This window comes from Brevibacterium moorei, assembly GCF_024580735.1.
GTDB classification, from domain to species: domain Bacteria; phylum Actinomycetota; class Actinomycetes; order Actinomycetales; family Brevibacteriaceae; genus Brevibacterium; species Brevibacterium moorei.
Window position 1 is genome coordinate 106,820 of record NZ_JANIJX010000005.1, and the last position, 24,769, is coordinate 131,588.

Genomic DNA, 24,769 nt, shown 5'->3' on the forward strand with positions numbered 1-24,769 from the left:
CACGGTAGGGAAGCCCGCTTCAGGCAGGGCCCCGGTCAGAGCCCCAGCGCGCCCAGTGCCACTGCTGCGGAACGCACAGCGACCACGTCCAGGCTCAGGTGGAAGTCCTGATCGGCCGCGGGCCCGCACAAGTCCGAGATTCCCCGCACCGCAGTCATCGGCACACCGATCGACCACGCGACCTGCGCGATGGCGGTGGTCTCCATATCAGTGCTCAACGCACTGGGGAAGGCCTGCCGGGCATCGCCCACATTGTGCGCGGTGACGAAAGAGCCTCCGGCGAGCATCTGCCCTACCAGCAGCTGTCCGGCAGCAACGGAGGCCCCCTCGACCTCGTCGGCAACCTGCGGAATCGGGGTGGTCTGAGCCCGGGCGATGAGCGCCTCGGCTCCGGGATAGGACTCGGGCATGCCGGGCACCTGCCCGCGCACATATCCGAAGGCGGTGCCGTCGGCGTCCGTGAAGGTGAAGTCCCGACCCACGGCCACATCGCCCACATTCACATCCTGGCGCAGTCCGCCGGCGGAACCGGCCGAGACGATCGCCGACGCCTTGAGAACGGCCAGCGCCAGGGTCGCGGCCGCCGCGGCATTCACCAGACCGATCCCCGCGCGCACCAGTACGAACGGATTCCCGCCAGCCGTCTGCAGCGCATAGAAACGGGCCCGCCCCACATCGATCGGCTCGGCCAACGCGGTGATGCCCTCGGCCGCGGGTTGAACGGCATCGGGCAAGAAGGGTGCGGCCTCCTCATCCATCGCCACCTGGATGGCGGGGGCGCCGACGATTGCGGCGAACTCGGCGGGGAACGGTGTGGGGCGGGATACAAAGGTCGAAACGGCAGCGGAAGTCATAGGAACATTCTCCCAGAACACAGCGTCGCCCTGTAGGTGTGACCAACATCGCGCAAAGTAGGGCTCCACCTCGCATCGTTCCCTTTGCGCCGGTGCTCGCGGGCGCGCTAAGCTGGACACTGCCGTTTTTTCGCCGGCCGCGGTTCCATAGTGCTCGCAACATCAGGTTCGGGCGCCGCGCAGCGATCTTGTAGGAGGGTTCTCATGGCACTTGATTCCGCTATCAAGCAGGAGATCATCAAGGAATACGCAACTCACGAAGGCGACACGGGTTCCCCCGAGGTTCAGATCGCCGTTCTGTCGCGCCGCATCTCGGACCTGACGGAGCACTTCAAGGAGCACACCCACGACCACCACTCGCGTCGTGGCCTGCTGCTGCTGGTCGGCCGTCGTCGCCGTATGCTGAAGTACCTGGCGGACGTCGACATCGAGCGTTACCGCTCGCTGATCAAGCGTCTGGGCCTGCGCCGCTGATTCCAGCGCGCTGAAGCCGGCTGAAAGCCCGGTCGAGTCACCGACTCGACCGGGCTTTCGTCATCTCAGGGCAAACCCGGCTCAGCTAACCCGGCTCATCGGTACAGGCTCGCGCTGACCTGGGCGATCGTGCGCACCCGGCCGGCGGCCTCGCCCACCACTCGCAGCACTGCGAAGGTCCGCCCCAGGGATTCGATGTGCGCGGTGTAGGAGATCTCCAGCCCCGTGGGCATGGGCCTCGGATACGAAATGTGGATCGAGGTCGGCAGCAGCTCGCTGCCCTTGGCCTCCAGGGCCAACTCGGCCGTCCGCATCGAGGCCATGAGCGCCACCCCGCCATGCTGATTGCCCGATGAGTTCTGCGAGGTCGGGCCCACTGTGAATGTCATCCTGGCATCCCCGCCGGCACTCCACTTGGCACCCAACAGCTCATCGACCCCGTGTGCGGTCGCAGCCCCCGGCATCTCCGGATATTCCGGCTCGACCTGTGTGTCTGCGGTATAGCGCGAACGCTGCAGCACCTGGGCGACCAGCCGGCCCTCGGCGGTGACCGCTTGGCCCACCGACACGGCCTCGACGTCATTTGCCGCCAGGGTCTGCGCGTTGACAGTCACTGTCTCGCCCACGGCGAGCGGCGCGCCCAGTAGGTTCATCTCGATATCGCTGCTGACCGTCCAGTTCGGGTGCGTTACGGCATCGACCACTGCATAGCCGGTCGCCTCGTCGGCCAGGACGCCCAGGGCTCCGGCGGTCAGTCGGCCGGGTGCCGCCTGCAGGCGCGGGCCCAGGGTCATCGTGGACGAGGCCACACCGTCGCCCATGGTCAACTCCAGATCCCCCACGTGGCGGGCCAGCCTCCGACTGCCGGCGGGCACGCCCATGGCCTCCAGAGCGGCGCGGCGCTGGGCCGCGGGTGCCAGCTCAACGGCGGGGAGCGGGGGAGTCGGCTGGGAATGAGTCATCGGACACCTTTCACTGTTCTTCATCGGACACTGATTGGTAGACTAGAACAGTCCATGCCCCAGGACCCACTCAGGATCCGGTGATCGGTAGTGACCTCCGCAAGACGAAAACGAATGTGCGTGGGTCTCGATCGATGATCGGACGGGTGGACGGGGCACCCTCCATTGAACGGAGTTACCTTTGGGTCTCAATCCCGAATCCGCCGTCGCCCATATCGATAACGGGCGTTTCGGCAAGCACACCGTGCGCTTCGAAACCGGCCGTCTGGCCCAGCAGGCCGCCGGCTGCGCCGTCGCCTACCTGGACGACGAAACCATGCTGCTCTCGGCCACCGCCGCGGGCAAGCACCCCCGCGAGGGCTTCGACTTCTTCCCGCTGACGGTCGACGTCGAAGAGCGTTCGTACGCAGCCGGCAAGATCCCCGGCTCGTTCTTCCGCCGCGAGGGCCGTCCCTCGACCGACGCGATCCTGACCTGCCGCCTGATCGACCGCCCTCTGCGCCCGTCCTTCGTCAAGGGCCTGCGCAATGAGGTGCAGATCGTCATCACCGTCATGTCGATCCACCCGGATCACCTGTACGACACCCTGGCCATCAACGCCGCCTCGATGTCGACCCAGCTCTCCGGCCTGCCCTTCTCCGGCCCGATCGGCGGCGTGCGCGTCGCCCTGATCGACGGCCAGTGGGTTGCCTTCCCGAACTACTCGCAGCTGAAGGACGCCGTGTTCGACATGGCCGTCGCCGGCCGCGTGGTCGGTGACGACGTCGCGATCATGATGGTCGAGGCCGAGGCCACGGAGAACGCCGTTGACCTGATCAAGGCCGGTGCCAAGGCGCCGACGGAAAAGGTCGTGGCCGAAGGCCTCGAGGCCGCCAAGCCCTTCATCCGCGAACTGGTCCGCGCTCAGCAGGAACTGGCCGACAAGGCCGCCAAGCCCGTCGTCGAATTCCCCGTGTTCAAGGACTACGAGGACGACGTCTACGAAGACGTCAAGGCCCTGGCCTTCGACAAGCAGACGCAGAACTTCACGATCGCCGACAAGCAGGAACGCGAAGCCGCCGGCGACGCGCTGCTCGACGATCTCATGTCCCAGCTGGGTGAGAAGTACGCCGGCCGGGAGAAGGAAATCGCCGGTGCGCTCAACGCCCTGACGAAGAAGATCGTGCGCCAGCGCATCCTGAAGGAACAGGTCCGCATCGACGGCCGTGGCCTGAAGGACATCCGTCCGCTGACCGCCGAGGCCGGCGTGCTGCCGCGCGTCCACGGCTCGGCCATCTTCGAACGCGGCGAGACCCAGATCCTGGGTGTCACCACGCTCAATATGCTGAAGATGGAACAGCAGATCGACTCGCTGTCGCCGGTGACCTCGAAGCGCTACATCCACCACTACAACTTCCCGCCGTATTCCACTGGTGAGACGGGCCGCGTCGGCAGCCCGAAGCGCCGCGAGATCGGCCACGGTGCCCTGGCCGAACGCGCCCTGGTGCCGGTGCTGCCCTCGCGTGAGGACTTCCCGTACGCGATCCGCCAGGTCTCCGAGGCCCTGGGCTCGAACGGTTCGACCTCGATGGGTTCGGTCTGCGCCTCGACGATGTCGCTGCTCAACGCCGGCGTGCCGCTGCGCGATATGGTTGCCGGCATCGCCATGGGCCTGGTCTCCGACGTCATCGACACCCCCGACGGTCCGCAGACGGCCTATGCCGCCCTGACCGACATCCTGGGCGCCGAGGACGCGTTCGGCGATATGGACTTCAAGGTCGCCGGCACCAAGGACTTCGTCACGGCCATCCAGCTGGACACGAAGCTCGACGGAATCCCCTCGCAGGTGCTCGACGCAGCACTCGGCCAGGCCCGCGAGGCCCGCCTGGTGATCCTGGACGTGCTGGCCGGGGCCATCGACGCCCCCGCGGAAATGGCCCCCACGGCCCCGCGCATCATCTCCGTGAACATTCCGGTGGACAAGATCGGCGAGGTCATCGGCCCGAAGGGCAAGATGATCAACCAGATCCAGGAGGACACCGGCGCGGACATCACGATCGAGGACGACGGCACCGTGCTGATCGGCGCGACCGACGGTGCGGCCGCAGAAGCCGCGCGCTCGGCCGTCAACGCGATCGCGAACCCGCAGGTTCCCGAGGTCGGCGAACGCTACCTGGGCACCGTCGTCAAGTGCATGAGCTTCGGCGCGTTCGTCTCGCTCACGCCCGGCAAGGACGGTCTGCTGCACATCTCCGAACTGCGCAAGCTCAACGGTGGCAAGCGCGTCGAGGACGTGGAGGACGTCGTCTCCGTGGGTCAGAAGATCCAGGTCGAGATCTCCAAGATCGATGATCGTGGCAAGCTGTCGCTGGTCCCCGTCGTCGAGGAGGACTCCGATGACGAAGCCGAGGCGGAGGACTGATCCGCAATAGTGCATACTGAAGCACTCCTGGGGGAGGGCAGTGGGGTTTTCCGCACTGCCCTCCCTTCGGGTATCAGGGTCATTACGGAGACGATGCCCGGCCTGTCGAGCGAGACGGTGGGCGTCTGGGTCGATTCCGGTTCGCGCGATGAGACCCCGGAGACCGCCGGGTCCACACACTTCCTCGAACACATGCTGTTCAAGGGCACGCACCGCCACTCCTCGAAGGACATCGCGCGGATCTTCGACCTGTTGGGCGGGGACTCCAATGCGGTGACCGCCAAGGACTACACCTGCTATTTCGCCCGCTGCATCTTAGATGATCTGCCGCAGGCCACCGATCTGCTGTGGGACATGGTGCTCGACGCGCTGTTGGACGCAGGCGAGTTCGAACGCGAGCGCGGCGTCATCATCGAGGAACTCGCGATGGCGGCCGACGACCCGCTGGACGTGCTGTTCGAAACCGCCGACCAGGTGTTCTACTCCGATCAGCCCCTGGGCCGGCCGGTGGGCGCGACCCGCGAGCGGATCCGGGACCTGGGCCACGGGGAGCTGCTGGAGCACTACAGGCACGCCTATGTGGGCCCACGGTTGGTGTTCGCGGCCGCCGGCGGGGCGGGCCACGAGCAGATTGTGGACCTGGTGCTGCGCGCCACCGCGCACCTGCCCGCGGTGGCTGGGACCGAGGTTCCAGCCGGTGGCGCGGTTACCGGCTGGGCCGTTGGTCGCGCCAACGGCACGGGCGCGCGCCCGGCGCGGGCTACCTCGGTCTTCACCCCGGGCGTGCAGTTGCTGGGCAAGGACCTCGAACAGCAGCAGCTGCTGCTGGGCTTCGAGGGTGTGAGCGAATTGGGCGAGGACCGGTTCGCCTCCACCGTGCTGCAGTCCCTGTTGGGTGGCGGCATGTCCTCGCGTCTGTTCCAGAGCGTGCGGGAGGAGCACGGGCTGGCCTATTCCGTGTACTGCACGGGTGCGCGCTACCCCGATGTGGGCGATTTCGGCATCTACGCCGGGTGCGCCCCGGAGAAGGCGCAGCAGGTGCTCGACCTGTGCCAGGCGGAGTTCGAACGCCTGGCCGCCCTCGGCCCGTCGGCCGCCGAGGTCGTCGATGTCGCGGCCCAGGCCTCGGCCGCCACTGTGCTGGGGATGGAGTCGACGGCGGTGCGGATGAACCGCCTGGCCCGCTCCGAACTGACCGGGCAGAGGCTGCGCAGCGCCGAATGGATCGTCGATGCGGTGCGTTCGGTCACCGGTGCGCAGGTGCGCGACCTGGCAGCGCGGATGCTGGCCGGTCCCCGGGCCCTGGTGGCGATCGGCCCGCGTACGGATCTGCACCTGCCCTGAGGAGGGTCTCCTCTGAGACATGAACTCGTTCCGAGCGGGGTCCACCGCGAAATCCGTCCCAGATGCCGGTCATATGGCGTCTGGGACGGTCCATTTCGCTGACAGGGAATACTCAATGCCCCTGCAGGCGTTGTCCATCACGACGGCCTTCGATAAGGTCGAAGGTGATGGCGCGGGATGCCCCCGGTGGTTTCCCGCCCTCGCAATCACATACTCTCAAGGAGGATTCACATGGTTGAGCAGTACACGCTCCCGGAACTGCCGTATGATTACGCGGCACTCGAACCGCACATCTCCGCGAAGATCATGGAACTGCACCATGACAAGCACCATGCGACCTACGTCAAGGGCGCGAACACCGCCCTCGAACAGATGGCCGAAGCCCGCGACAAGGGCGACTTCGGAACCATCGGCAAGCTCTCGAAGGACCTGTCCTTCAACCTGGGCGGCCACATCAACCACTCGATCTTCTGGAACAACATGAGCCCGGACGGTGGCGACAAGCCGACCGGTGAGCTCGCCGCTGCGATCGACGATCAGTTCGGTGGCTTCGACAAGTTCCAGGGCCAGTTCACCGGCACGGCCACCTCGATCCAGGGCTCCGGCTGGGCCATCCTGGGCTGGGACACGCTGGGCCAGCGTCTGACCCTCGAGCAGCTTTACGATCAGCAGGGCAACGTGCAGGTCGGCTACATCCCGCTGCTGCAGCTGGACATGTGGGAGCACGCCTACTACCTGGACTACACGAACGTCAAGGCTGACTACGTGAAGAACTGGTGGAACGTCGTCAACTGGGCCGATGTCCAGGGCCGCTTCGACCGCGCCACCGCTCAGACCAAGGGCCTGCTCTTCGGCTGAGTCGAACACGACCCCGGTTCCGCCGAACCGGGCGTTTGAATGACAACCGCCCCGCACCTGGGAACAGGTGCGGGGCGGTTGCATATTCAGTACTCGGACTCAGCCGGGCCCTGCGGAACAGCAGGGTCGGTGGAACAGGTCAATCCAGACCGCGGGGGACCGCGTCGAGCAGCATACGCGTGTACTCATCGCGCGGCCTCGCCAGCACCCGGGCGGTCGGCCCGGATTCGACCTCGTGGGCATGCGAGAGCACCAGCACCTCGTGGGCGACCTGGGCTACCACCGCGAGGTCGTGGGTGATGAACAGATAGGTCAGCCCCATTCGTTCCTGTAGCTCGGTGATGAGTTCGAGGATCTGCGCCTGCACGGTGACGTCCAGCGCGGACACGGCCTCGTCGAAGACCACCACATCCGGGTCGACGATGAGCGCACGCGCAATCGCCACCCGCTGCAGCTGCCCGCCGGAGAGCTCGCGGGGCCGTCGATCGGCCAGCTGAGGATCGAGGGCGACCATGCGCAGCGCCTCGGCGATCCGTTCGGCGCGGTCCGATCTGGTCCCGATCCGGAAATTGCGCAGCGGTTCTGCCAGGCTCGCCCCGATCGTGTGTTTGGGATCCAGCGCGGTCGCCGGATTCTGGAACACCAGTTGGACGCGCCTGCGGTATTCGGTGTCGCGCTCCGGCGGCAGTTCCGTCACCGGCATGTCGGCGACCCTGATCCGACCGGAATCCGGTTTGAGATAGCCCGAGAGCATCTTGCCCACCGTGGACTTGCCCGAACCCGATTCGCCCACCACGCCCAGGGTCTTTCCGCGCGGAATGGTGAACGATACGTCCTCACTGCCGATCACTCCGGCGTCGGTGCGCGCATAGACCTTGGTGATGCCGTGCACCTCGACCACGGGTTCGGCGGCAGGGTCCGTCGTTCCGGCACCATCACCCGTGGCAGCGGTGGCCCCGGCGGTGTCCGCGGCAGCGCCCGCCGGAACCTCGGTCGCGGAGAGCGCGGCCAGCTCCAGCCGTGGCACATCTGCCAGCAGCCGGCGCGTGTACTCCGATTTCGGACGTGCGATGATCCCGGCCGCCGGGCCCGATTCACGCACCCGGCCGTGCTGGACCACCGTGAGCGTCTGCGCGCGCTCCGCGGCGACCGAGAGGTCGTGGGTGATGAACAGGATGCCCATCCCGGTGTCCGCCTGCAGCCGATCGAGCAGATCGAGGATCCGCTTCTGCACCGTCACGTCCAGTGCGGACGTCGGCTCATCGGCGATCAGCAGACGCGGGCGCAGTGCGATCGCCGAGGCGATGAGCACGCGCTGGCGCATCCCGCCGGAGAGCTCGTGCGGGAACTGACCCGCGCGCAGCTCCGGTCGGTCGATCCCCACCATCTCCAGTAGGTCCACGACCCGCTGTCTGCGCGCGGTGCGGTCCAGATCGGTGTGGATGCGCAGGGACTCCTCGACATTGCCCAGAATCGTCTTGACCGGATTGAGTGAGTTGCCCGGATCCTGCGGCACATAGCCGATCTCCTTACCGCGCAGGCGCTTGAACGCCCGCGGCGAGAGCTGCGTGAGTTCGTGTGTGCCGGAATCCGTGTGCAGGCGGATACTGCCGCCTGACAGTTCCGCATTGCCGGCCAGCAGCCCCAAGGCCGCCGAGGCCGTGGTCGACTTGCCGGAACCCGATTCGCCCACCACCGCCGCGGTCTGGCCCGCCGGCACGCGCAGGCTGATCCGGTGCAGGGCGGGAACGGGGTCACCGGAGCGCGACCGGTAGTCCACCGATAGATCCTCGATTTCGAGAACCGGGGTGTCATCGCCGTGCACGGTGTTCCGGGTACTGTTCGCTGTGTTCATTCGCCCAGTGTTCATTCGCCTACCTCCCGCAGGACGCTGCCCAGGCGGTTGGTCGCGACCACGACCGCCATCACGATAATGCCCGGCAGCACGGTCAGCCACCAGGCGGTGGCCACGAAATTGCGGCCCTCGGAGATGATCAGACCCCATTCCGGGGTGGGCGGGGGAGTCCCGTAGCCCAGGAAGCTCAGGGTCGAGATCTGCAGGATCGCGCTGCCCAGCTGCAGCACCGCCAGGGCAAGCAGCGGACCCGAGGCGTTGGGCAGGACGTGGTGGATGAGCACCTTCGTGTGATTGGCCCCCGAACCGTAGGCCGCCGCGACATAGTCACTGCGCACGATCCCCAGGGTCTGCGCGCGGGCCAGCCGAGCGAACTGGGCGATCGCGGTGATTCCCACGGCCAGGGCCACATTCACGGTGCCGAAGCCCAGTATGATGACCACCGACAGGCTCAGCAGGATGCCGGGGATGGACACCAGCACGTCGACGATGCGCATGAGCACATCCTCGATCCAGCCGCGCTGAGTACCGGCGATCACGCCGATCGCGGTACCGATCACCAGACCGACGGCCACCGCGATGATCGCCGCCAGCAGGGACCGGCCGGCTCCGTAGACCATCCGGGCGTAGACATCGCGGCCCACCTGATCGGTGCCGAACCAGTGTTGGGCATCCGGTGGCAGGAGCGAAGCGGTGGATCCGCCGTCCAGGGGATCCTGGCCGGTGAACAGGCCGGGGAACAGAGCCCACAGCACGGGGATCAGGACGATGAGTCCGGCCAGCAGGGTCAGGGGTTTGAGCCAGGGGGAGTTCCGCAGCGCGGTACGGCGTGGCTGAGCCTTGTTGTTCTTCAACGGGGTGTTCATGCCGCCGCCTTCCGGGTGCGCAGGCGCGGGTCGATCAGTGGATAGAGCAGATCGACCAGCAGGTTGACGATGACGAAGCCCAGTGTTGCGATCACCACGATCGTCAGGAGCACGGGATTGTCGCGGTTGGCCACGGCCTGCGCGGTCAGCGCACCGATCCCATTGCGCCCGAACACGGTCTCGGTGACCACGGCGCCGGCGACCAGTTCGCCGAACACCAGGCCCGCGATCGTCAACGCGGGACTGATCGCATTGCGCAGCACCGCGTGGACGAACAGCCAGGCGCCCGCGGCGCCCTTGGCCCGGGTGACGCGCACATAGGGCTGGGCCCTGACCTCGGCCACGGAGCGGATGAGCACCTGTGCGATCGGCGCCGAGATCGGCAGGGCAATCGTCACCGAGGGCAGGATGAGCGATTCGAAGGGCCCGGGATCGACCACGTTGATCCAGCCCAGCCGGAAGGACACGAACTCGACCAGGATGATGCCAAGCCAGAAGACGGGAACGGAGATGAACAGGCTGGGCAGGGAATCGGCCACGTCGCGCAGCCAGCGGAACCGGCCGTAAGAGGCCACCAGGGTCACGATAACGGCCAGGACCAGCGCGGAGACGAACCCCGTCAGGGCCAAGACCGCGGTCGAGGGCAGGGCCGCGGAGACCAGCGTCGACACTGCGGCACCCGTCTGGGTGGAGAAACCGAAATCGCCTGTCAGGAAGCCCAGCAGCGTGCTGGCGTACTGCTGCCACCATGGCAGGTCGGCGCCGAAGGACGCCCTGATGCCCGCGATCTCGTCTTTCGACAGGCCCAGCGCAGGATCGGAGAACCGGGCCATCACGCCGTCGCCTGGCAGGATCAGCAGCAGCAGGGACGCCAGGGTGAAGGCCAGGAACAGCACCAGGACCGCCTGGCCCAGGCGCGCCAGAATGTACTTCGGAGTCGAGGTCATGCCTCCTCACCCCTCCCCGCACCATCGGCCAGCCAGGTGTTGTAGAAGGTGGGCCGGCCCACTGGCTCGGTGAAGAAGCCCTGGACCTCCTGCCGGAAGCCGAAGACCTGCGGCTCCTCGAACAGCGGCAGGACCAGTGCCTGGTCGATCACGTGCTGCTGGAACTCGGCCAGGGCGCGCTCGCGGTCGGCCGCCTTGGCAGAACCCGTGATCCGGGCCAGGATCCGCTCGACCTCCTCATCGCCCCAGGCACCCGATTCCTCATCGTGGTTGGCCAGGGCGTCACGATTGTTGATCGACCATTCGCTGGCGACCACGTCGTAGTCGGCCCTGGCCACCATCGCGTGGTAGACCTGGACCTTCTCGATGTCCTGGGAATCGAGGTCCTGTTGGACCTGGTCCCCGTCGTTGATGCTCAGGCCCACGCCGATCCGTGCGAAGTCCTCCTGCACCAGGGTCATCACCTCCTTGGACCTCGGCTGGGGCAGGGCGGTGTTCGAGCGCAGGGCCAGACGCGCACCGTCCTTGACCCGGATCCCGTCGGCGCCGCGCACCCAGCCGGCCTCATCGAGCAGGGCGTTCGCGCGATCCACATCGTGGACCCAGGCATCATCGGGCGCCTTGACGTAGCCGGCGGCCCCACGGGCGACGACCCCGGTGGCCAGCGGGTAGGTGTCGGTGAACAGTTTGGTGAGGATCCGCTGCCGGTCGATCGAGGCGATGAGGGCCCGGCGGACCCGGATATCGGCCAGCAGGCGGTGCCGGGAGCGCAACGAGATGTTGTTGTTGACCCCGTTGGTGGGCGCGGCCACCAATTGCAGGCCCTTGTCCTTGATGCGCGCCTGGTCGGGCGCCTGGATGTCGCGCACACCCTGCACCTGGCCGGACACGAGGGAGCCGATGCGCACCGAGTACTCCTTGTTGACCCGGTAGTCGATCCCGTCCAGGTACGCCCTGCCCTGGTGTTTGAAGTGCGGTGGGGCCCAGTCGTAGTCCTCCCTGGCCCTCACACTCAGTAGTGTGCCGACCCGTTCAGCGGTGATCGCGAAGGGTCCGCAGGTGGCGATCTTCGCCGCACTTCCCGGCCCGAAGCCCGCGGAGTCCAGCTTCAGTGTGGCGTCGGCCAACAGGCCGGAGTTCATCGTGGAGACCGCCTGGGCGAAGCCGGGCGCCGGCTTGGAGAAGCGGAAGCGCACGGTGTGTTCGTCGAGCACCTCGCCGCCGGCGTAGTTCGTCACCTGTTCGGACACGGCAAGGCCGCGTGCCTTGTCGCCGCGGCCGTAGAGCTCGAAATTGTCCACCACGTTCTGCGCGGTCAGCGCCGAGCCGTCGGAGTAGGTGATGCCGGGGCGCAACGTGAAGGTGTATTCGGTGGCGTCGGCGTTGATGCGCGGCAGTGCCGTGGCGATCCAGGGATAGAGCTTGAGTGTCTGCGGATCCTGATAGAGCAGACGCGCGGTGATGTTGTTGAGTATTCCGCCGTTGGGGTAGAAACCGCCTGCCGGCGGGTAGAGCACCGTCCAGCTCTGCGGTTCGAAATAGTCGAGTACCCCGCCGGGCACGGGCTTCGCGCCGGCGGGCACCGCGGTATCGGGGTGGGTGCAGGCGCTCAGCAGCAGCATGCCGGTCAGGCCCAGGCCAGCGCCGAGCACGGCGCGGCGGGTGGGTCCGGGACTGCTCGGGGGCACGCCGGCGCCCGAGTCCTGTTGGCTTGTGGAATGGTCGAATGGCCGATGTGGGCGCGCAAAGGGGCGCAAAGGAGGCACGAAAGGTCTTTCTGAGGAATGTGAACGGGGGAGACGGGGGACGCTCAGCGGCGTCGCGTCAGTGACAGCAGCAGGTGGTGACTGCCATCAGGTCGATGTGCAGACGGCGCCAGCAGCACAGGCACTGCGGACGGGCGGACACAGAGAAGTTCACTGCTCCATTGAACCCCAGAAGCCCGGGCGGTGCCTAATCGGGTGTCATCTCGGCGACACAGCCGATGTCACACTGTGGCGTCGGCGCGGAGACGGGCGCGGACCTCTGATAGGTTCGCGCCATGACTTCGAACACCGATACCGGAGCGACTCCGCAGACGCCCGCGACCCAGATCCCGGCCGAACTGGACCACCTGGTCTACGCCGTGCCCAACCTGGCCGAGGCCACGGCGGAATTCGCCCGGCTGACCGGCCTGGCCCCCGAATTCGGAGGAGCCCACGTGGGTCTGGGGACCGCGAATTTCCTGGTCCCCGTGGTGCCGGCCGGTTGGCCCGCCGATTCCCGGACCTACCTGGAGATCCTCGGCCCGGACCCGCAGCAGGCCGGTGCCGCACTGGGCAAATCGCAGCTGGGCAATGTCGATTCCGCACACCTGCAGCGCTGGGCGATCCACCCCGCGGACTTCCCCGCCACGGTTGACGCCGCCCACGCAGCCGAGGTCCCCGTCGGCCGGGTGCACGAGATGTCGCGGGCGACCCCGGAGGGCGGCCTGCTGCAGTGGCGTCTGACCCGCGCCGAGCACGCCGCAGACGAGCCACTACCCTTCGGCGGCGGTCTGCCCTTCCTGATCGACTGGCGCGATTCGGTACACCCCGCCGAGCGCCTGCACGGTAACGGTTCGGCGGTCGCCACGCTGGAGGAGCTGGCCTTCTTCGGTCCCGATCCGCAGGCCTTCGCCGCGGCCCTGGCCGTGCTGGGCATCGAGGCGGAGGTCGAACAGGCGTCTACTCCCGGCTACCGCGCTGTACTCGGCACCCCGGGCGGCCAGGTGGAGCTGTCGACCGAACACGGCATCCAGCAGATCTGAGACCTGTCCGGGGAGAGGACCCGGAGACGTCGAACGGCCGGGCCGCGCCGTCAACGGGGTTCAATCCCCGGCGTGTCCCGGCCGTCCCTGCAACTCGGCCGCTTAGCAACTCGGCCGCTCGGCGCAGGACTACAGGTGCGTGGGATAGCCCAATGCGATGTCCGCGGCCTCCTGGATCGGTTCGCCCAGGGTCGGATGCGGGTGGATCGTCAGCGCCACGTCCTCGACGTTGAGCTGACAGTTGACCGCCACGCTCAACTCCGAGATCAGGTCCGAGGCGCCCGGACCCACGATCTGGGCACCCACCAGGGTGCCCGTGTCGATGGTGGAGACCAGGCGCACGAATCCCTCCGCCTCGTCCAGCGAGACAGCGCGGGCATTGCCGGCGAACGGGAACTTCGAGGTGGTCACCGTCAGTCCGTTCTGTTCGGCCTGCGCGGCCGTCATTCCCACGGTGGCGATCTCCGGATCCGCGAAGCACACGGCCGGGACGCTGAAGTACTCATTGGCGTCCGGGCGTCCGGCGATTGCGCCGGCCGCGGTCTTGCCCTCCATGAAGGCCATATGTGCCAGGGCCGGGCCCATCGTCACATCACCCACTGCGTAGATGTGATCGACTCCGGTGAAGCCGCGCTCGTCGACCTTGATCAGTCCGTGCTTGTCGACCTCCACGCTGGTGGCCTCCAGGCCCAGGGCATCCGAATTGGGGGTCCGGCCCACGGTGATCATGCAGTAGTCGGCGGCGATCGTCTGCTCTTGTCCGCCCTTCTTCTCGTAGGACACGTGCACCCCGTCGTCGTGCTGATCGGCCCGGCGCGCGCGCACCCCGGTCAGGATGTCCACGCCCTTGGCCCGTAGGCGCTTCTCGACCACCTTGACCAGGTCCGGTTCGAAGTTCGGCAGGATCTGCTCGGTGCCCTCCAGAATCGTCACATGGGAGCCGAAGTCGGCATAGGCCCCGGCCAGCTCGGTCCCGATGTACCCGCCGCCGATCACCACGAACTCGGAGGGGACCTCGGGCAGGTTCAAAGCGCCCGTTGAGTCGAGCACCCGACCACCGAACATGAAGCCGGGGATCTCCACCGGGCGCGAACCCGTGGCGATGATCAGATCGGTGAAGGCGATCCGTCGCGGATCGGACACGCTCATGAACTGCTGCGGGCCGGCCGGCATGACGTGCAGTTCGGTATCGCTGACCAGCGTGGCCGAACCGCGCACCACCTCGACCCCGTGTTTCTTCAACAGGCCGGCGACCCCGCGGGTCATCCGGTCTACGACCTTGTGCTGCTTCCAGTCCTGCAGCGAGGTGAAGTCGAATGAGACGTCCCCGGCCGTGATCCCGTAGACACTGGAGTCCTTGGTCTGGCGCAGCCGCTCACCGGCGGAGATCAGCGCCTTCGACGGCACGCAGCCCACGTTCAGGCAGATCCCGCCCAGCGTGTCGGACTGTTCGATCACGGTGACCTGTTGGCCCAGTTCGGCTGCGCGGATCGCGGCGACGTAACCGCCGGGTCCGGCGCCGATGACCACGGTGCCGTGGGTTTCCAGTTCGCTCATCGTTCAGCCCTCCATCAGCAGCAGATTCGGATCGTGCAGCAGCTCCACCAGCAGGTTGAGCACCTGCTGGCCGGCCACCCCGTCGATCACCCGGTGGTCGACGCTCAGCGAGAGCTTGAGCATCTGGCCGACCTTGAGCTTGCCCTTCTTCGTCACGTACGGCCCCGGCACAGCCCGGCCGACGCCCAGGATCGCGACCTGTGGGGCGTTGACGATCGGGGTGAAGTAGCCGCCGTTCGCGCTGCCCAGATTGCTCAGCGTGATGGAGGCTCCGGACATCTGCTCGGCCGTCAGCTTGCCGGCTTGGGCGGTTTCGGTGTTCAGGCCGATCTCCTGGGCGATCTGGAACAGGTTCTTCGCATCGGCGTCCTTGATCACCGGGGCGTAGAGCCCGCGCTCGGTGTTCGTGGCGATGCCCACGTTGTACGCCGAGTGGAACACCTGTTCGCCCGCGTCCATGTCCAGTGAGGAGTTCAATGCCGGGAACTCCTTGAGGGCAGCGACCAGCGCCTTGACGATGAACGGCAGCAGGGTCAGGTGGATGTCCCGGTCGGCTGCGCGCTCCTTGTAGGCCTGCCGCAGCGCCAGCAGCTTCGTCACCTCGACCTCGCCGAACAGGGTGACGGGCGGGATGGTGGCCTGCGAGGTCGCCATCGCCCTGGCGGTGGCGGCGTGGATGCCGGAGAACGGTTCGCGCCGGTCGCCCTCGCGCGGCGCCACAGGGGCAGCCGGTGTCGCAGCGGCGGCCTGGGTCGCGGTTGCGGGCGTCCCGGACGCTGTCGGCTCGGTGGTTTGCCCCGCGCCCGCCAGCTTGTCGATATCGGCCCGCAGCACGTGCCCGTGGGAGCCGGTGGGCGTGACGGCCTGGATGTCCACGCCCTTCTCCCTCGCATATCTGCGGACCGAGGGCATGGCCAGCACGCGCGCAGCCGGTTCCGCGGCCGCGGCCAGGGGCGGTTCGGTGGGTGCCGGAGTCTTGGCAGAGTCCTCGGCCGGGGCCTTGGCCGCAGCCTGGGCCGAACCTCCTGCCGGGGCCGCGCCGGCCGGCTGGGACGCTCCGGCGGGACCGGTGGGCGCCATATCCTCATCCTGTTTCTCCGCGCTCTGTGAACCACTCGCGGAGTCACCGGCCGGTTCATCGGGGGAGCCGTCGTCGATGACGACGAGCATCTGCCCCACGGTGACGGTCTCGCCCTCCTTCGCCCCCAGTTTCGTCACGGTCCCGGCGACGGGGGAGGGGAGTTCGGAGACGGACTTGTCGTTCTCGATTTCGACCAGCGTGTCGTCCTCGGCGACGGTCTCGCCCTCCTTGACGTGCCAGCTGGAGATAGTGCCCTCGGCCAGGCCCTCGCCCAGCTCCGGCATGGTGAATGTGAATGCCATTGCTTACTCCAATCGTGTTGTGGCTGGCTCAGTAGCTAAGGATCTCGCGGGCCTTGGCCGCGATGCCGTCGGCATTCGGCAGCCAGGCGTGTTCATCGGCGGCGAAGGCGTAGACGGAGTCTGGCGCGGAAACCCGCCCGATCGGGGCCTCGAGGCTCAGGATCCGGTTCTCGGCGACCGCGGAGACGACGTGGGCGCCCACCCCGGCCATCTTCTGCGCCTCCTGCACCACGACCAGTCGTCCCGTCTTGTCCACGGAGGCGAAGACCGTGTCGGTGTCGATCGGGGAGATCGTGCGCAGGTCGATGACCTCGGCGGACACCTTGTCCTGGGCCAGGGCCTCGGCGGCTTTGAGCGCCTCGTGGACCTGGGCGCCATAGGCCACCAGAGTGATGTCGGTGCCCTCGCGCACCACATTCGCGGTGTCCAGCGGGACGCGGTAGATGCCGTCGGGGACGTCCTCCTTGATGGAGCGGTAGAGCTTGAGGTGCTCCATGAACAGCACAGGGTCGTTGCTCTCGATCGCCGAGATCAGCAGCCCCTTGGCGTCGTAGGCCGTCGCCGGGGCCACGACGCGCAGGCCGGGGACTCCGGTGAACAGGTGTTCCAGACTGTCCGAGTGCAGCTCGGCCGTGTGGGTCCCGCCGCCATAGGGCGTGCGCACCGTGATCGGCTGGGTCAGCGCGCCGGCGGTGCGGAACCGATTGCGCGACATCTGCCCGACCAGGGAGTCCACGGCCTCAAAGGTGAAGCCCATGAACTGGATCTCCGGGATCGGGCGCCAGCCGGTGGCGCCCAGCCCGATCGCCAAGCCCAGGATGCCGGACTCTGCCAGCGGGGTGTCGAACACCCGATCGGTGCCGTGCTTGTCCTGCAGGCCCTGGGTGGCGCGGAACACGCCGCCGTTCTTTCCCACGTCCTCGCCGAAGATCAGGGTCTTCTCATCGTCGGCCAATTTGAGGTCCAGGGCGTCGGTGATGGCCTGGATGTATGAACGCGTCGTCATGTCAGTTTCCCTCCCGCTCGCCTGCTGCTGCGATCTGTTCGCGGATGTTCGGGGTGGGGACCTCGAAGGTGTTACTCAGGAACTCCTCGACCGTCTGCTTGGGCGCCTTCTCCGCGGCCGCGATGGCGGCGCGGAACTCCTTCTTGTACTTCTCTGTCAGTTCGGCCTCCTGCTCGAGGGACCACAGGTCCTTCTCGGTGAGCAGATCGCGCATCCGGTTGAGTGGATCGCGTTCGAGCCAGGGCTGTTCCTCATCGTGGGTGCGGTAGCGGCTCGGATCGTCGCCGGCCGAGGAATGTGGGCCGAAGCGGTAGGTCAGCTGTTCGATGAGCACCGGACCGTTGCCCGCCGCTGCGTATGCGCGCGCGGCCCTGGCCACCGCGTGCACGGCCAGCACGTCCATCCCATCGACTTGGACGGCCGGGGCACCGGCGGCCGAGGCCTTCTGTGCCAGGGTCCGGGACGCGGTCTGGCGCTCGCGGGGCACCGAGATGGCCCAGCCGTTGTTCTGGATGATCATCACCAGGGGCGCCCGGTAGACCCCGGCGAAGTTCAGGCCCTCATAGGTATCGCCCTGCGAGGTCGAGCCGTCGCCGGAATAGGAGAACGCGACATTCGGCTCTCCGTTCATCTTCATCCCCAGGGCCGCCCCTGCGGCCTGCACGTGCAGGGCGCCGATGATGATCTGGGGGAACCAGCTGCGGACGCCGTCGGCGATCCGGTTGCCCTCGACGTGGCCGCGCGACCACAGGAAACCCTGTTCGACGGTGATGGCCCCGTGTTGGATCATCTGGGGCAGATCGCGGTAAGTGGGGAACAGGTAGTCCATCGCCTCGAACGCGGTGACGCTGCCGATCTGGCTGGCCTCCTGTCCGATGGTCGGGGCATAGAAGCCCAGGCGGCCCTGGCGGGAGAAGATCGTGGTCTGGTCGTGCAGAGTGCGCTCCCAGAGCATCTTCTGCATCAGGTCGGTCAGGTCCTCGTCGGTGAAGGTGTCGAAGACCTGTTGGTCGACGATCCTGTGGTTCTCGTCGAGCACGCTGATGGGACCCTGGACGTCCTTGCCCTGGGAATCCCTGATCGCCGCGAAGTCGACGACCGGGGTGGCGGTTTGCTCCGTCATGGTATGTGCCTCCTACTTCTGTGTGACGTGTGTGGTCGATGGTGTGGCGGGCGCCGGTCCGTCCGGGCCGCCGGTCTGTGGTGGTGCGCCGGGCGCTCTGATGGCGAACAGGATTACCGCGGCCAGGGCCATGAATGCGCAGCCGATGAGCAGCGCGGTGCCGAACGTCAGGGCGCCTGCGGCCATGAGCGAATTGAAGATCAGGGTGATCACGGCGCCGGCCGCGAAGCCCTGGTAGATCACCGAGTAGTTCTTCGACTGGTTGTTGTGCCCGTAGAAGTCCCCGACGATGGCCGGGTAGATGGTGATGCACCCGCCGAAGGCCGCGCCGAAGAACAGGAACCCCAGGATGTACAGCCAGGGGCTGGGCAGCCACGTCAGACCCAACAGCAGCGCGAAGACCGCCAGGACGCTCAGGGCGACGGCGACGATCAGGGTGCGCTTGATGTGGTCCGAGAGCCAGCCGAAGAAGAACCTGCCGATCGTGTTGACCACGGCGACCAGCGACACCAGGCTGATCGCGGTGCCGATCAGATAGGCCGTGGGCCGGTCAGTGGCCGTGGGCCCCGACAGGGCGGCGCCGCCGGCGTTGCCGATGATGAACAGGCCGGCGAAGCAGAACGCGGTGATGCCGATGAACAGCAGATAGGACTGGGGCGTGCGCAGCATCTGCCCGCGGGTGTATTCGCCGGCTGCCTGACCGGCGTTGCCCGTGTGCGGGGCATCGCGCAGCAGCAGTCCGCCGCCGGCGATGAGCAGCAGTGCGACGACCGCCCAGATGATGAAGCACATGGTCAGCCCGGGGTAGCCGGACGCCGCATCCCCGAGCACCGGGGTGACGACGAAGGGCAGGATGACGGCCGGCACGCCGTAGGCGCCCACGGAGACCCCGGAGATGGTGCCGGCCCTGTCGGGGTACCAGCGCAGACAGTTCGTCAGGCTCAGCAGGTAGCCCACACCGTCGGCGGCGCCGACGACGATCCCGGCGAACAGGTAGAGCAGCCAGACATTGCCCACGAAGCCGGAGACGAACAGTCCGCAGGCCAGCACGATGCCACAGGCCACCAGGACCTTGCGGACGCCGAATCTGGCCTGCAGCCAGCCGATCGACAGAGTGGACACCGACAGGCAGATCATCATGATGGAGAAGGTGATCGCGATGCCGAATGTCTGGGTGTGGTCGCCCAGCAGGCGCTGTGCCAGAGGCGGGTTGAGGATGGACCAGGAGTAGACGGTGCCGAGCCCCAGCTGGGCCAGTACAGTGCCCAGGAGGACCCTGCCCCGGCCCGCGAGGGCCGGAGCGTCGGAAGCCTGAACGGCCATGACACTCCTTCGTGTTGAGGTGGTTCTACGTTCGGTAGAAATGGCTCCACTATAACGCTGGATGCTCGTTCAGAAAAGGGGTCGGAGGGTTTTTCCGGAGAAAATCTCACTGATCGGTCGGGGGTGTCCCGATTCTGCGCTGGCGGCCCGGCAGGCCGATCCGGCGCCGCCAGACGAGAACCCAGGCTGCACCGGCCACCGCCGTGACCCCGGTGGCCAGGATCCCGAAGCGGATCCCGGAGGCGGCGATCAGCACGGAGATCAGCGATGGGCCGCCCAGTTTGCCGAGGTTGTTGAACAGTGCCCACACGCCCAGGAATCTGGCGCGGCCGGCCTCGGGGCTGAGATCGGCGCCCACGGTCAGGTTGATGCCCGCGCCGAGGCCGTTGCCCAGCGCCATGACGATGGCCGCTGCGATCAATCCGCCGCCGGTGGGCAGTAGCACCATGATGAGGAAGCCCGCGCCGAACACGGCCAGGCAGGTGATGAGTGTCGTGGTGCGGCCCAGCTGGTCCTTGAGGTAGGCGCCCAGGAACATGATGATGAGTTCGAGGGCGGCGCCCAGGGCGATGAGCAGGGAGATCGCCGATTCGTGCAGCCCGATGTGCACGCCCCACAGCTGCACGATGATCGGCTGACCGGCCCTGGCCACCGTCAGCGTCGCGATGCCGATCCCGGCCAACCAGACGGAGTCCCAGCGCACGTCCAAGTCCCTGATGCGTGGGCCGTGCGAATGCGGAGAGGACTCCGCCGGGGAGCCGGCGGCGCTGCCGCCTGCGGCGGTGTCGGCGGCTGCCGGGCCGGTCGGACGCTGCGGTGCCGTCTCCGATGCAGGTGCCCCGGCGACCGGGCCCCGGGCCCTGGGTGTGGCCCGGCCGATCGGCAGGGACATGACGATGACGGCGGCCAGCGCGGCCAACGCCGAGAACACGAAGACCGTCCAGATCGGGAAGACCAGCAGTAGGCCCGCGGAGAGCATCGGGCCGACCAGATTGCCCACGCGCATACTTCCGCCCAGGGCGGTCATGGCCCGGCTCACGTGCCGGGGCTCCACGGTGTCGGCGACATAGGCCTGGCGGGCCAGTGTCCACACGTCGTTGATCGGTGCGCGGGCCATGATGGACAGGGTGTAGACGGCCAGGGACCAGGGTTGATCGGCCGCCAGGGCGAACACCGTGGCAGCGGTGACGACGATCGCGGCGCCGGTGGCGGCGAGCATGGCGCGCAGATCTCCCAGTCGGTCGATCAGGATCCCCGCGGGCACGGTGCCGGCCAGGGAGACCGCTCCGGCCAGGCCCACGATGATCGCGGCGAAGGCCTGAGTGGCCCCCACGCTCAGCGCGGCGAGCACCAGGACCGGCACCACTGCGCCCAGGCCGATGTTGACCAGCACGGAGGGGACGAGGACCGGCCAGAGGATCTGTTTGAACATTGCCGTCCTTCGCGTCGCCGGCCCGATGAACCACGTGGTCACAGCTCAGACTACGCCGGGTGTGATCCCGCCGACACCGCGGTGTGGGCCGGTCCCGTTCCAGGTGGTGGCGCTGTCTGGAACAATGGGACGGGGCCCGGCCCGAGGGCGGGCTGCGGTTTCAACCTGATTCCATCTGGTGGGAGGACACGTAATGGCAGACATCCGGGTTGCGGTCATCGGGGCGCACGGGCGCATGGGCTCGCACGCCGTGGCGGCGATTGAGGCGGCTGAGGGGCTGGAGCTGGCCTGCGCACTGGGCAGTGGCGACGCCCTGGAGACGGTACTGGACTCCGGCGCCGAGGTGGCCGTCGAATTGACGGTGCCGGCGGCCAGCGAGGCCAATGTCCGCTTCCTGGTGGGTCATGACATCCACACGGTGGTGGGCACGACCGGCTGGGATGCGGACAAATTGGCCGCGCTGCGCGAGCTGGTGGACACCCACCCCGGGGTGGGTGTACTGGTGGCGCCGAACTTCTCGATCGGCGCGGTGCTGGCGATGAAGTTCGCAGAACTCGCCGCGCCCTATTTCGATTCCGCCGAGGTGGTGGAGATCCACCATCCGCGCAAGCTCGACGCGCCCTCGGGCACCGCGGTGACCACGGCCCAGCGCATCGCCGCGGCGCGCACCACCGCGGGCCTGTCCGCGGTGCCGGACGCCACAGCCTCCGATCCGCTGGGCGGGCGTGGGGCAGTGGTTGACGGCATCCACGTGCACTCGATTCGCCAGTTGGGGATGAACGCGACCGAGGAGATCCACTTCGGCTCGGCCCACGACGCGCTGACGATCCGCACGGATTCCTTCGCAACCGAATCGTTCATGCCCGGCATCATCGAGGCGGTGCGGCGCATCGCCGCGCACCCGGGGCTGAGCGTGGGCCTGGAGACGGTGCTGGACATCTGATGGCGGCCTTCAAAATGTCCAAGGCGAAGATCGGCGCGCTCATCGTATCGCTGGGCCTGCTGCTGTACTTCGTCTTCATGCTCCAGCGCGCCTGGATCATGCTCACCGACTCCCAGCCGATCGCCAAGGTGATGGGAGCGGCCCTGGTCGTCCTGCCCATCATCGGCGCCTGGGCGCTGATCCGCGAACTCATGTTCGGCACCTCCATGGAGCGGTTGGCCGGCATCCTCGAATCCCGGGGCGAACTGCCGGTGGACGATCTGCCGCGCTCCCCGGGCGGTCGGATCGACCGTGCCGCCGCGGATGCGGAATTCGAAAAGTACCGGGCCGAGGCCTCGGCCGCGCCCGATGAGTGGAAGTCCTGGTTCAACCTTTCGTGCGCCTACGATGCGGCGGGCGACCGCAAGCGCGCCAGGGAGAACATGCGCAAGGCGATCGGGCTGGAACGGGAACAGCGTCGGGCCGGTCATGGGTGAGCTCGTCCTCAACATCGTGCTGGTGTTCGTCTTCGTGCTCATCGGCGGGTTCTTCTCCGCCACGGAGATGGCACTGGTCACCCTGCGCGCCGGCCAGATCGCCGAACTCGAATCCCGTGGGCCCCGCGGGGCGAAACTGGCCGCCCTGGCGCGCAACCCCAACACCTTCCTGTCCGCCGTGCAAATCGGCGTGACGGTCGCCGGATTCGCCTCTGCGGCCTTCGGCGCTTCGGCGATCGCACCCTATGTCGCCCCTCTGTTCACAGCTCTGGGGGCGCCGGCCAATGTCGCCGGTGTGCTGGCCACGGTGCTGCTGACCCTCATCATCTCCTACCTGTCCCTGGTGCTGGGGGAACTGGCGCCCAAACGCATCGCCCTGCAGCGCAATGAATGGCTGGCCTATGCGGTGGGCCCCCTGGTGGGCGGCCTGGCGCGGCTGTTGCGCCCGGTCATCTGGTTCCTTTCGATATCGACGAACCTGGTGGTAAAACTGCTCGGCGGTGACCCACAGCAGGAGCGCCAGGCCGTCGGCGACGAGGAACTGCGCAGTCTGGTGGCAGCCGATGAACGGATGCCGGCGGCCGAACGCAAGATGCTCGACGATGTGCTCTCGCTCCGGGGTCGGCAGGTTTCCGAGGTCATGACGCCCCGGCCGGCCGTCTCCACGCTGGACGCGGACCTGAGCATCGGCCGGGCCGCCGAACGCGTGCGCGAACAGCCCTTCTCCCGGTATCCGGTGGTCGGTGAGTCCTTCGACTCCGTCGCCGGCTTCGTCCACGTCCGCGATCTGCTCGAGGCGGCGCTGCAGGATCCGCAGGCATCCATCACCACAATCATCAGGCCCATCCTGTTCGTGCCCTCATCTGCCAGGGTGCTGCCGACCCTGACGAAAATGCGCGCGGCCGGCGACCAGATCGCGGTGGTTGTCGACGAATACGGCGGAACCGACGGAATCGTATCCTTCGAGGACCTGGTCGAGGAGGTCGTCGGCGAGGTGTTCGACGAATACGACGCCCGCACCGAATTGGCCGCCGGGCACGGTGGCACGGTGTCTGGCCGGTTGAACCTGGTGGACTTCCAGGAGGCCACGGGTCTGGAACTGCCGCGCGGGACCGCCGATACCGTTGCGGGTCTCATGGTCGAACGCTTGGGCCGACTGGCGCGCGTGGGCGATGTCGTGCGGATCGGTGATGCGCTGCTGCGGGTCGCAGCGGTCGACGGCAGGCGCATCTCGCGGGTTTCGGTGCAGCAGGCCGAAGGGCCGCACGAGGGCCCGGAAACGGGCGATTAGGCTACGCTGGACCCACACGAGGACCGGACACCGAGCAGGGGGTGCGCCGTTGGCGCTTCGAACCATTGTGATAACCGGTGCCAGTGATGGGATCGGTGCGGCCGCTGCGGCGCAGCTCGCGGCCGGCGACGTCCGCCTCATCCTGATCGGGCGGTCGGCGGAGAAGACCCTGCGCATCGCACAGTCCCTCGGCGTGGAACACCATGTGGCCGACTACGCGTGCTTGGACGAGGTCCGGTCGCTGGCAGCCGAACTGCGGCGGACCTGCGACCGGATCGATGTGCTTGCCAATAACGCCGGAGCGCTGTTCAAGGACCGGGCGCTGACCGTCGACGGGTACGAACGGACCTTCCAAGTCGATCATCTGGCCGGAATGCTGTTGACCCATGAGCTCATGGACATCCTCGTCGACAGCAGGGCGAGCATCGTCAACACCGCCAGTATCGCCGCCCGGCTCTATGCCCGCCTCGATCTGAACGACCTGAACACCTGGCGGGCATTCACCCCGAACCGTGCCTACGGCAATGCGAAGCTGGCGAACATCATCTTCACCCGCGGTCTGCACAAGCGCTTTCGCTCCCGGGGCGTCTCCGCTGTGGCCTTCCATCCGGGGCTCGTGCGGACGAGTTTCGCCGCGCAGGCCAGGGGCTATCTGCACACGCTCTACACGGGAGCCTTCAGCGGCTTCTTCGACTCGCCGGAAACGGCCGGCGAGCGCCTCCGGTTCTTCATCGAGGGCAATCCGAAGGCCGATTGGCAGCCCGGCGAGTACTATCGCGCGCCGGGCCGGATCGGGCTGACCAAACCCCAGGTCTACGATCCGGACATCGTCGCCGAACACTGGGATCGGTGCTCGCAGATGCTTGGCATCGACTGGTAGCAGCGA

General features: G+C 67.4%; 21 protein-coding genes. 9 read left to right on the forward strand and 12 right to left on the reverse strand.

Features of this window, described 5'->3' with window-relative positions:
- Positions 1–35: 35 nt before the first annotated feature.
- A complete protein-coding gene (gene mtnN / locus NQ034_RS05315; protein ID WP_257047462.1) occupies positions 36–854 on the reverse strand; it encodes a 5'-methylthioadenosine/S-adenosylhomocysteine nucleosidase in 819 nt (272 codons plus the stop codon).
- A 204-nt stretch (positions 855–1,058) separates the two neighbouring features.
- Between mtnN and rpsO the strand changes: the two genes are divergently transcribed.
- Positions 1,059–1,328 (forward strand): 30S ribosomal protein S15, encoded by a 270-nt coding sequence (rpsO, locus tag NQ034_RS05320; RefSeq protein ID WP_257047463.1) that lies wholly within the window; start codon positions 1,059–1,061, stop codon positions 1,326–1,328.
- 95 nt (positions 1,329–1,423) lie between these two features.
- On the opposite strand, the gene NQ034_RS05325 is transcribed toward rpsO, so the two are convergent.
- Entirely contained in the window at positions 1,424–2,290 is an 867-nt protein-coding gene (locus NQ034_RS05325; RefSeq protein WP_257047464.1) for a PaaI family thioesterase, read from the reverse strand.
- Positions 2,291–2,471: 181 nt separating this feature from the next.
- Between NQ034_RS05325 and NQ034_RS05330 the strand changes: the two genes are divergently transcribed.
- From NQ034_RS05330 to NQ034_RS05340, 3 genes are all read left to right on the forward strand, one after another.
- On the forward strand, positions 2,472–4,691 hold the full coding sequence (locus NQ034_RS05330) for a polyribonucleotide nucleotidyltransferase (RefSeq protein ID WP_257047466.1): 2,220 nt from the start codon (positions 2,472–2,474) through the stop codon (positions 4,689–4,691).
- A 9-nt stretch (positions 4,692–4,700) separates the two neighbouring features.
- Entirely contained in the window at positions 4,701–6,035 is a 1,335-nt protein-coding gene (locus tag NQ034_RS05335) for a M16 family metallopeptidase (protein ID WP_257047467.1), read from the forward strand.
- Positions 6,036–6,266: 231 nt separating this feature from the next.
- A complete protein-coding gene (locus NQ034_RS05340; protein WP_257047468.1) occupies positions 6,267–6,893 on the forward strand; it encodes a superoxide dismutase in 627 nt (208 codons plus the stop codon).
- 139 nt (positions 6,894–7,032) lie between these two features.
- Here NQ034_RS05340 and NQ034_RS05345 read toward each other — a convergent pair whose 3' ends face one another.
- The 4 genes from NQ034_RS05345 to NQ034_RS05360 are packed head-to-tail and all read right to left on the reverse strand — an operon-like array spanning position 7,033 to position 12,249.
- Complete coding sequence (locus NQ034_RS05345) at positions 7,033–8,748, reverse strand: dipeptide ABC transporter ATP-binding protein (RefSeq protein ID WP_257047469.1); 1,716 nt, start codon at positions 8,746–8,748, stop codon at positions 7,033–7,035.
- 11 nt (positions 8,749–8,759) lie between these two features.
- Positions 8,760–9,614 carry an ABC transporter permease gene (locus tag NQ034_RS05350; RefSeq protein WP_257047471.1) on the reverse strand — a complete coding sequence of 285 codons (855 nt, stop codon included), beginning with the start codon at positions 9,612–9,614 and terminating at the stop codon, positions 8,760–8,762.
- The gene (locus NQ034_RS05355; RefSeq protein ID WP_257047474.1) at positions 9,611–10,561 is read right to left on the reverse strand and encodes an ABC transporter permease; all 951 of its coding nucleotides are present in this window, start codon (positions 10,559–10,561) and stop codon (positions 9,611–9,613) included. The genes NQ034_RS05350 and NQ034_RS05355 overlap by 4 nt, the downstream gene beginning before the upstream one ends.
- Positions 10,558–12,249 (reverse strand): TIGR04028 family ABC transporter substrate-binding protein, encoded by a 1,692-nt coding sequence (locus NQ034_RS05360; protein WP_257047477.1) that lies wholly within the window; start codon positions 12,247–12,249, stop codon positions 10,558–10,560. The genes NQ034_RS05355 and NQ034_RS05360 overlap by 4 nt, the downstream gene beginning before the upstream one ends.
- A gap of 353 nt (positions 12,250–12,602) precedes the next feature.
- Between NQ034_RS05360 and NQ034_RS05365 the strand changes: the two genes are divergently transcribed.
- Positions 12,603–13,349, forward strand: a complete 747-nt coding sequence (locus tag NQ034_RS05365) for a VOC family protein (protein WP_257047478.1) — start codon at positions 12,603–12,605, stop codon at positions 13,347–13,349.
- 129 nt (positions 13,350–13,478) lie between these two features.
- Here the strand turns inward: NQ034_RS05365 and lpdA are convergent, their stop codons facing one another.
- The 6 genes from lpdA to NQ034_RS05395 all read right to left on the reverse strand — a co-directional run bounded on the left by lpdA (position 13,479) and on the right by NQ034_RS05395 (position 21,173).
- Complete coding sequence (lpdA, locus tag NQ034_RS05370; protein WP_257047480.1) at positions 13,479–14,906, reverse strand: dihydrolipoyl dehydrogenase; 1,428 nt, start codon at positions 14,904–14,906, stop codon at positions 13,479–13,481.
- 3 nt (positions 14,907–14,909) lie between these two features.
- Entirely contained in the window at positions 14,910–16,289 is a 1,380-nt protein-coding gene (locus NQ034_RS05375; protein WP_257047482.1) for a dihydrolipoamide acetyltransferase family protein, read from the reverse strand.
- A gap of 28 nt (positions 16,290–16,317) precedes the next feature.
- The gene (locus NQ034_RS05380; RefSeq protein WP_257047483.1) at positions 16,318–17,295 is read right to left on the reverse strand and encodes an alpha-ketoacid dehydrogenase subunit beta; all 978 of its coding nucleotides are present in this window, start codon (positions 17,293–17,295) and stop codon (positions 16,318–16,320) included.
- Position 17,296: 1 nt separating this feature from the next.
- Positions 17,297–18,418 (reverse strand): thiamine pyrophosphate-dependent enzyme, encoded by a 1,122-nt coding sequence (locus tag NQ034_RS05385; protein ID WP_257047484.1) that lies wholly within the window; start codon positions 18,416–18,418, stop codon positions 17,297–17,299.
- Between the two features lie 12 nt (positions 18,419–18,430).
- Entirely contained in the window at positions 18,431–19,741 is a 1,311-nt protein-coding gene (locus tag NQ034_RS05390) for an MFS transporter (RefSeq protein ID WP_257047486.1), read from the reverse strand.
- A gap of 106 nt (positions 19,742–19,847) precedes the next feature.
- A complete protein-coding gene (locus NQ034_RS05395; RefSeq protein WP_257047488.1) occupies positions 19,848–21,173 on the reverse strand; it encodes an MFS transporter in 1,326 nt (441 codons plus the stop codon).
- Between the two features lie 193 nt (positions 21,174–21,366).
- Here NQ034_RS05395 and dapB point away from each other — a divergent pair, with 193 nt between their 5' ends.
- From dapB to NQ034_RS05415, 4 genes are read left to right on the forward strand one after another with little or no spacing between them, the layout of a single operon-like run.
- The gene (gene dapB / locus NQ034_RS05400; protein ID WP_257047490.1) at positions 21,367–22,116 is read left to right on the forward strand and encodes a 4-hydroxy-tetrahydrodipicolinate reductase; all 750 of its coding nucleotides are present in this window, start codon (positions 21,367–21,369) and stop codon (positions 22,114–22,116) included.
- The gene (locus tag NQ034_RS05405; RefSeq protein WP_257047491.1) at positions 22,116–22,592 is read left to right on the forward strand and encodes a tetratricopeptide repeat protein; all 477 of its coding nucleotides are present in this window, start codon (positions 22,116–22,118) and stop codon (positions 22,590–22,592) included. The genes dapB and NQ034_RS05405 overlap by 1 nt, the downstream gene beginning before the upstream one ends.
- Positions 22,585–23,883, forward strand: a complete 1,299-nt coding sequence (locus NQ034_RS05410; RefSeq protein WP_257047492.1) for a hemolysin family protein — start codon at positions 22,585–22,587, stop codon at positions 23,881–23,883. Before NQ034_RS05405 ends, NQ034_RS05410 begins: the two co-directional genes overlap by 8 nt.
- 49 nt (positions 23,884–23,932) lie before the next feature.
- Positions 23,933–24,763 (forward strand): SDR family NAD(P)-dependent oxidoreductase, encoded by an 831-nt coding sequence (locus NQ034_RS05415; RefSeq protein WP_257047493.1) that lies wholly within the window; start codon positions 23,933–23,935, stop codon positions 24,761–24,763.
- Positions 24,764–24,769 lie beyond the last annotated feature (6 nt).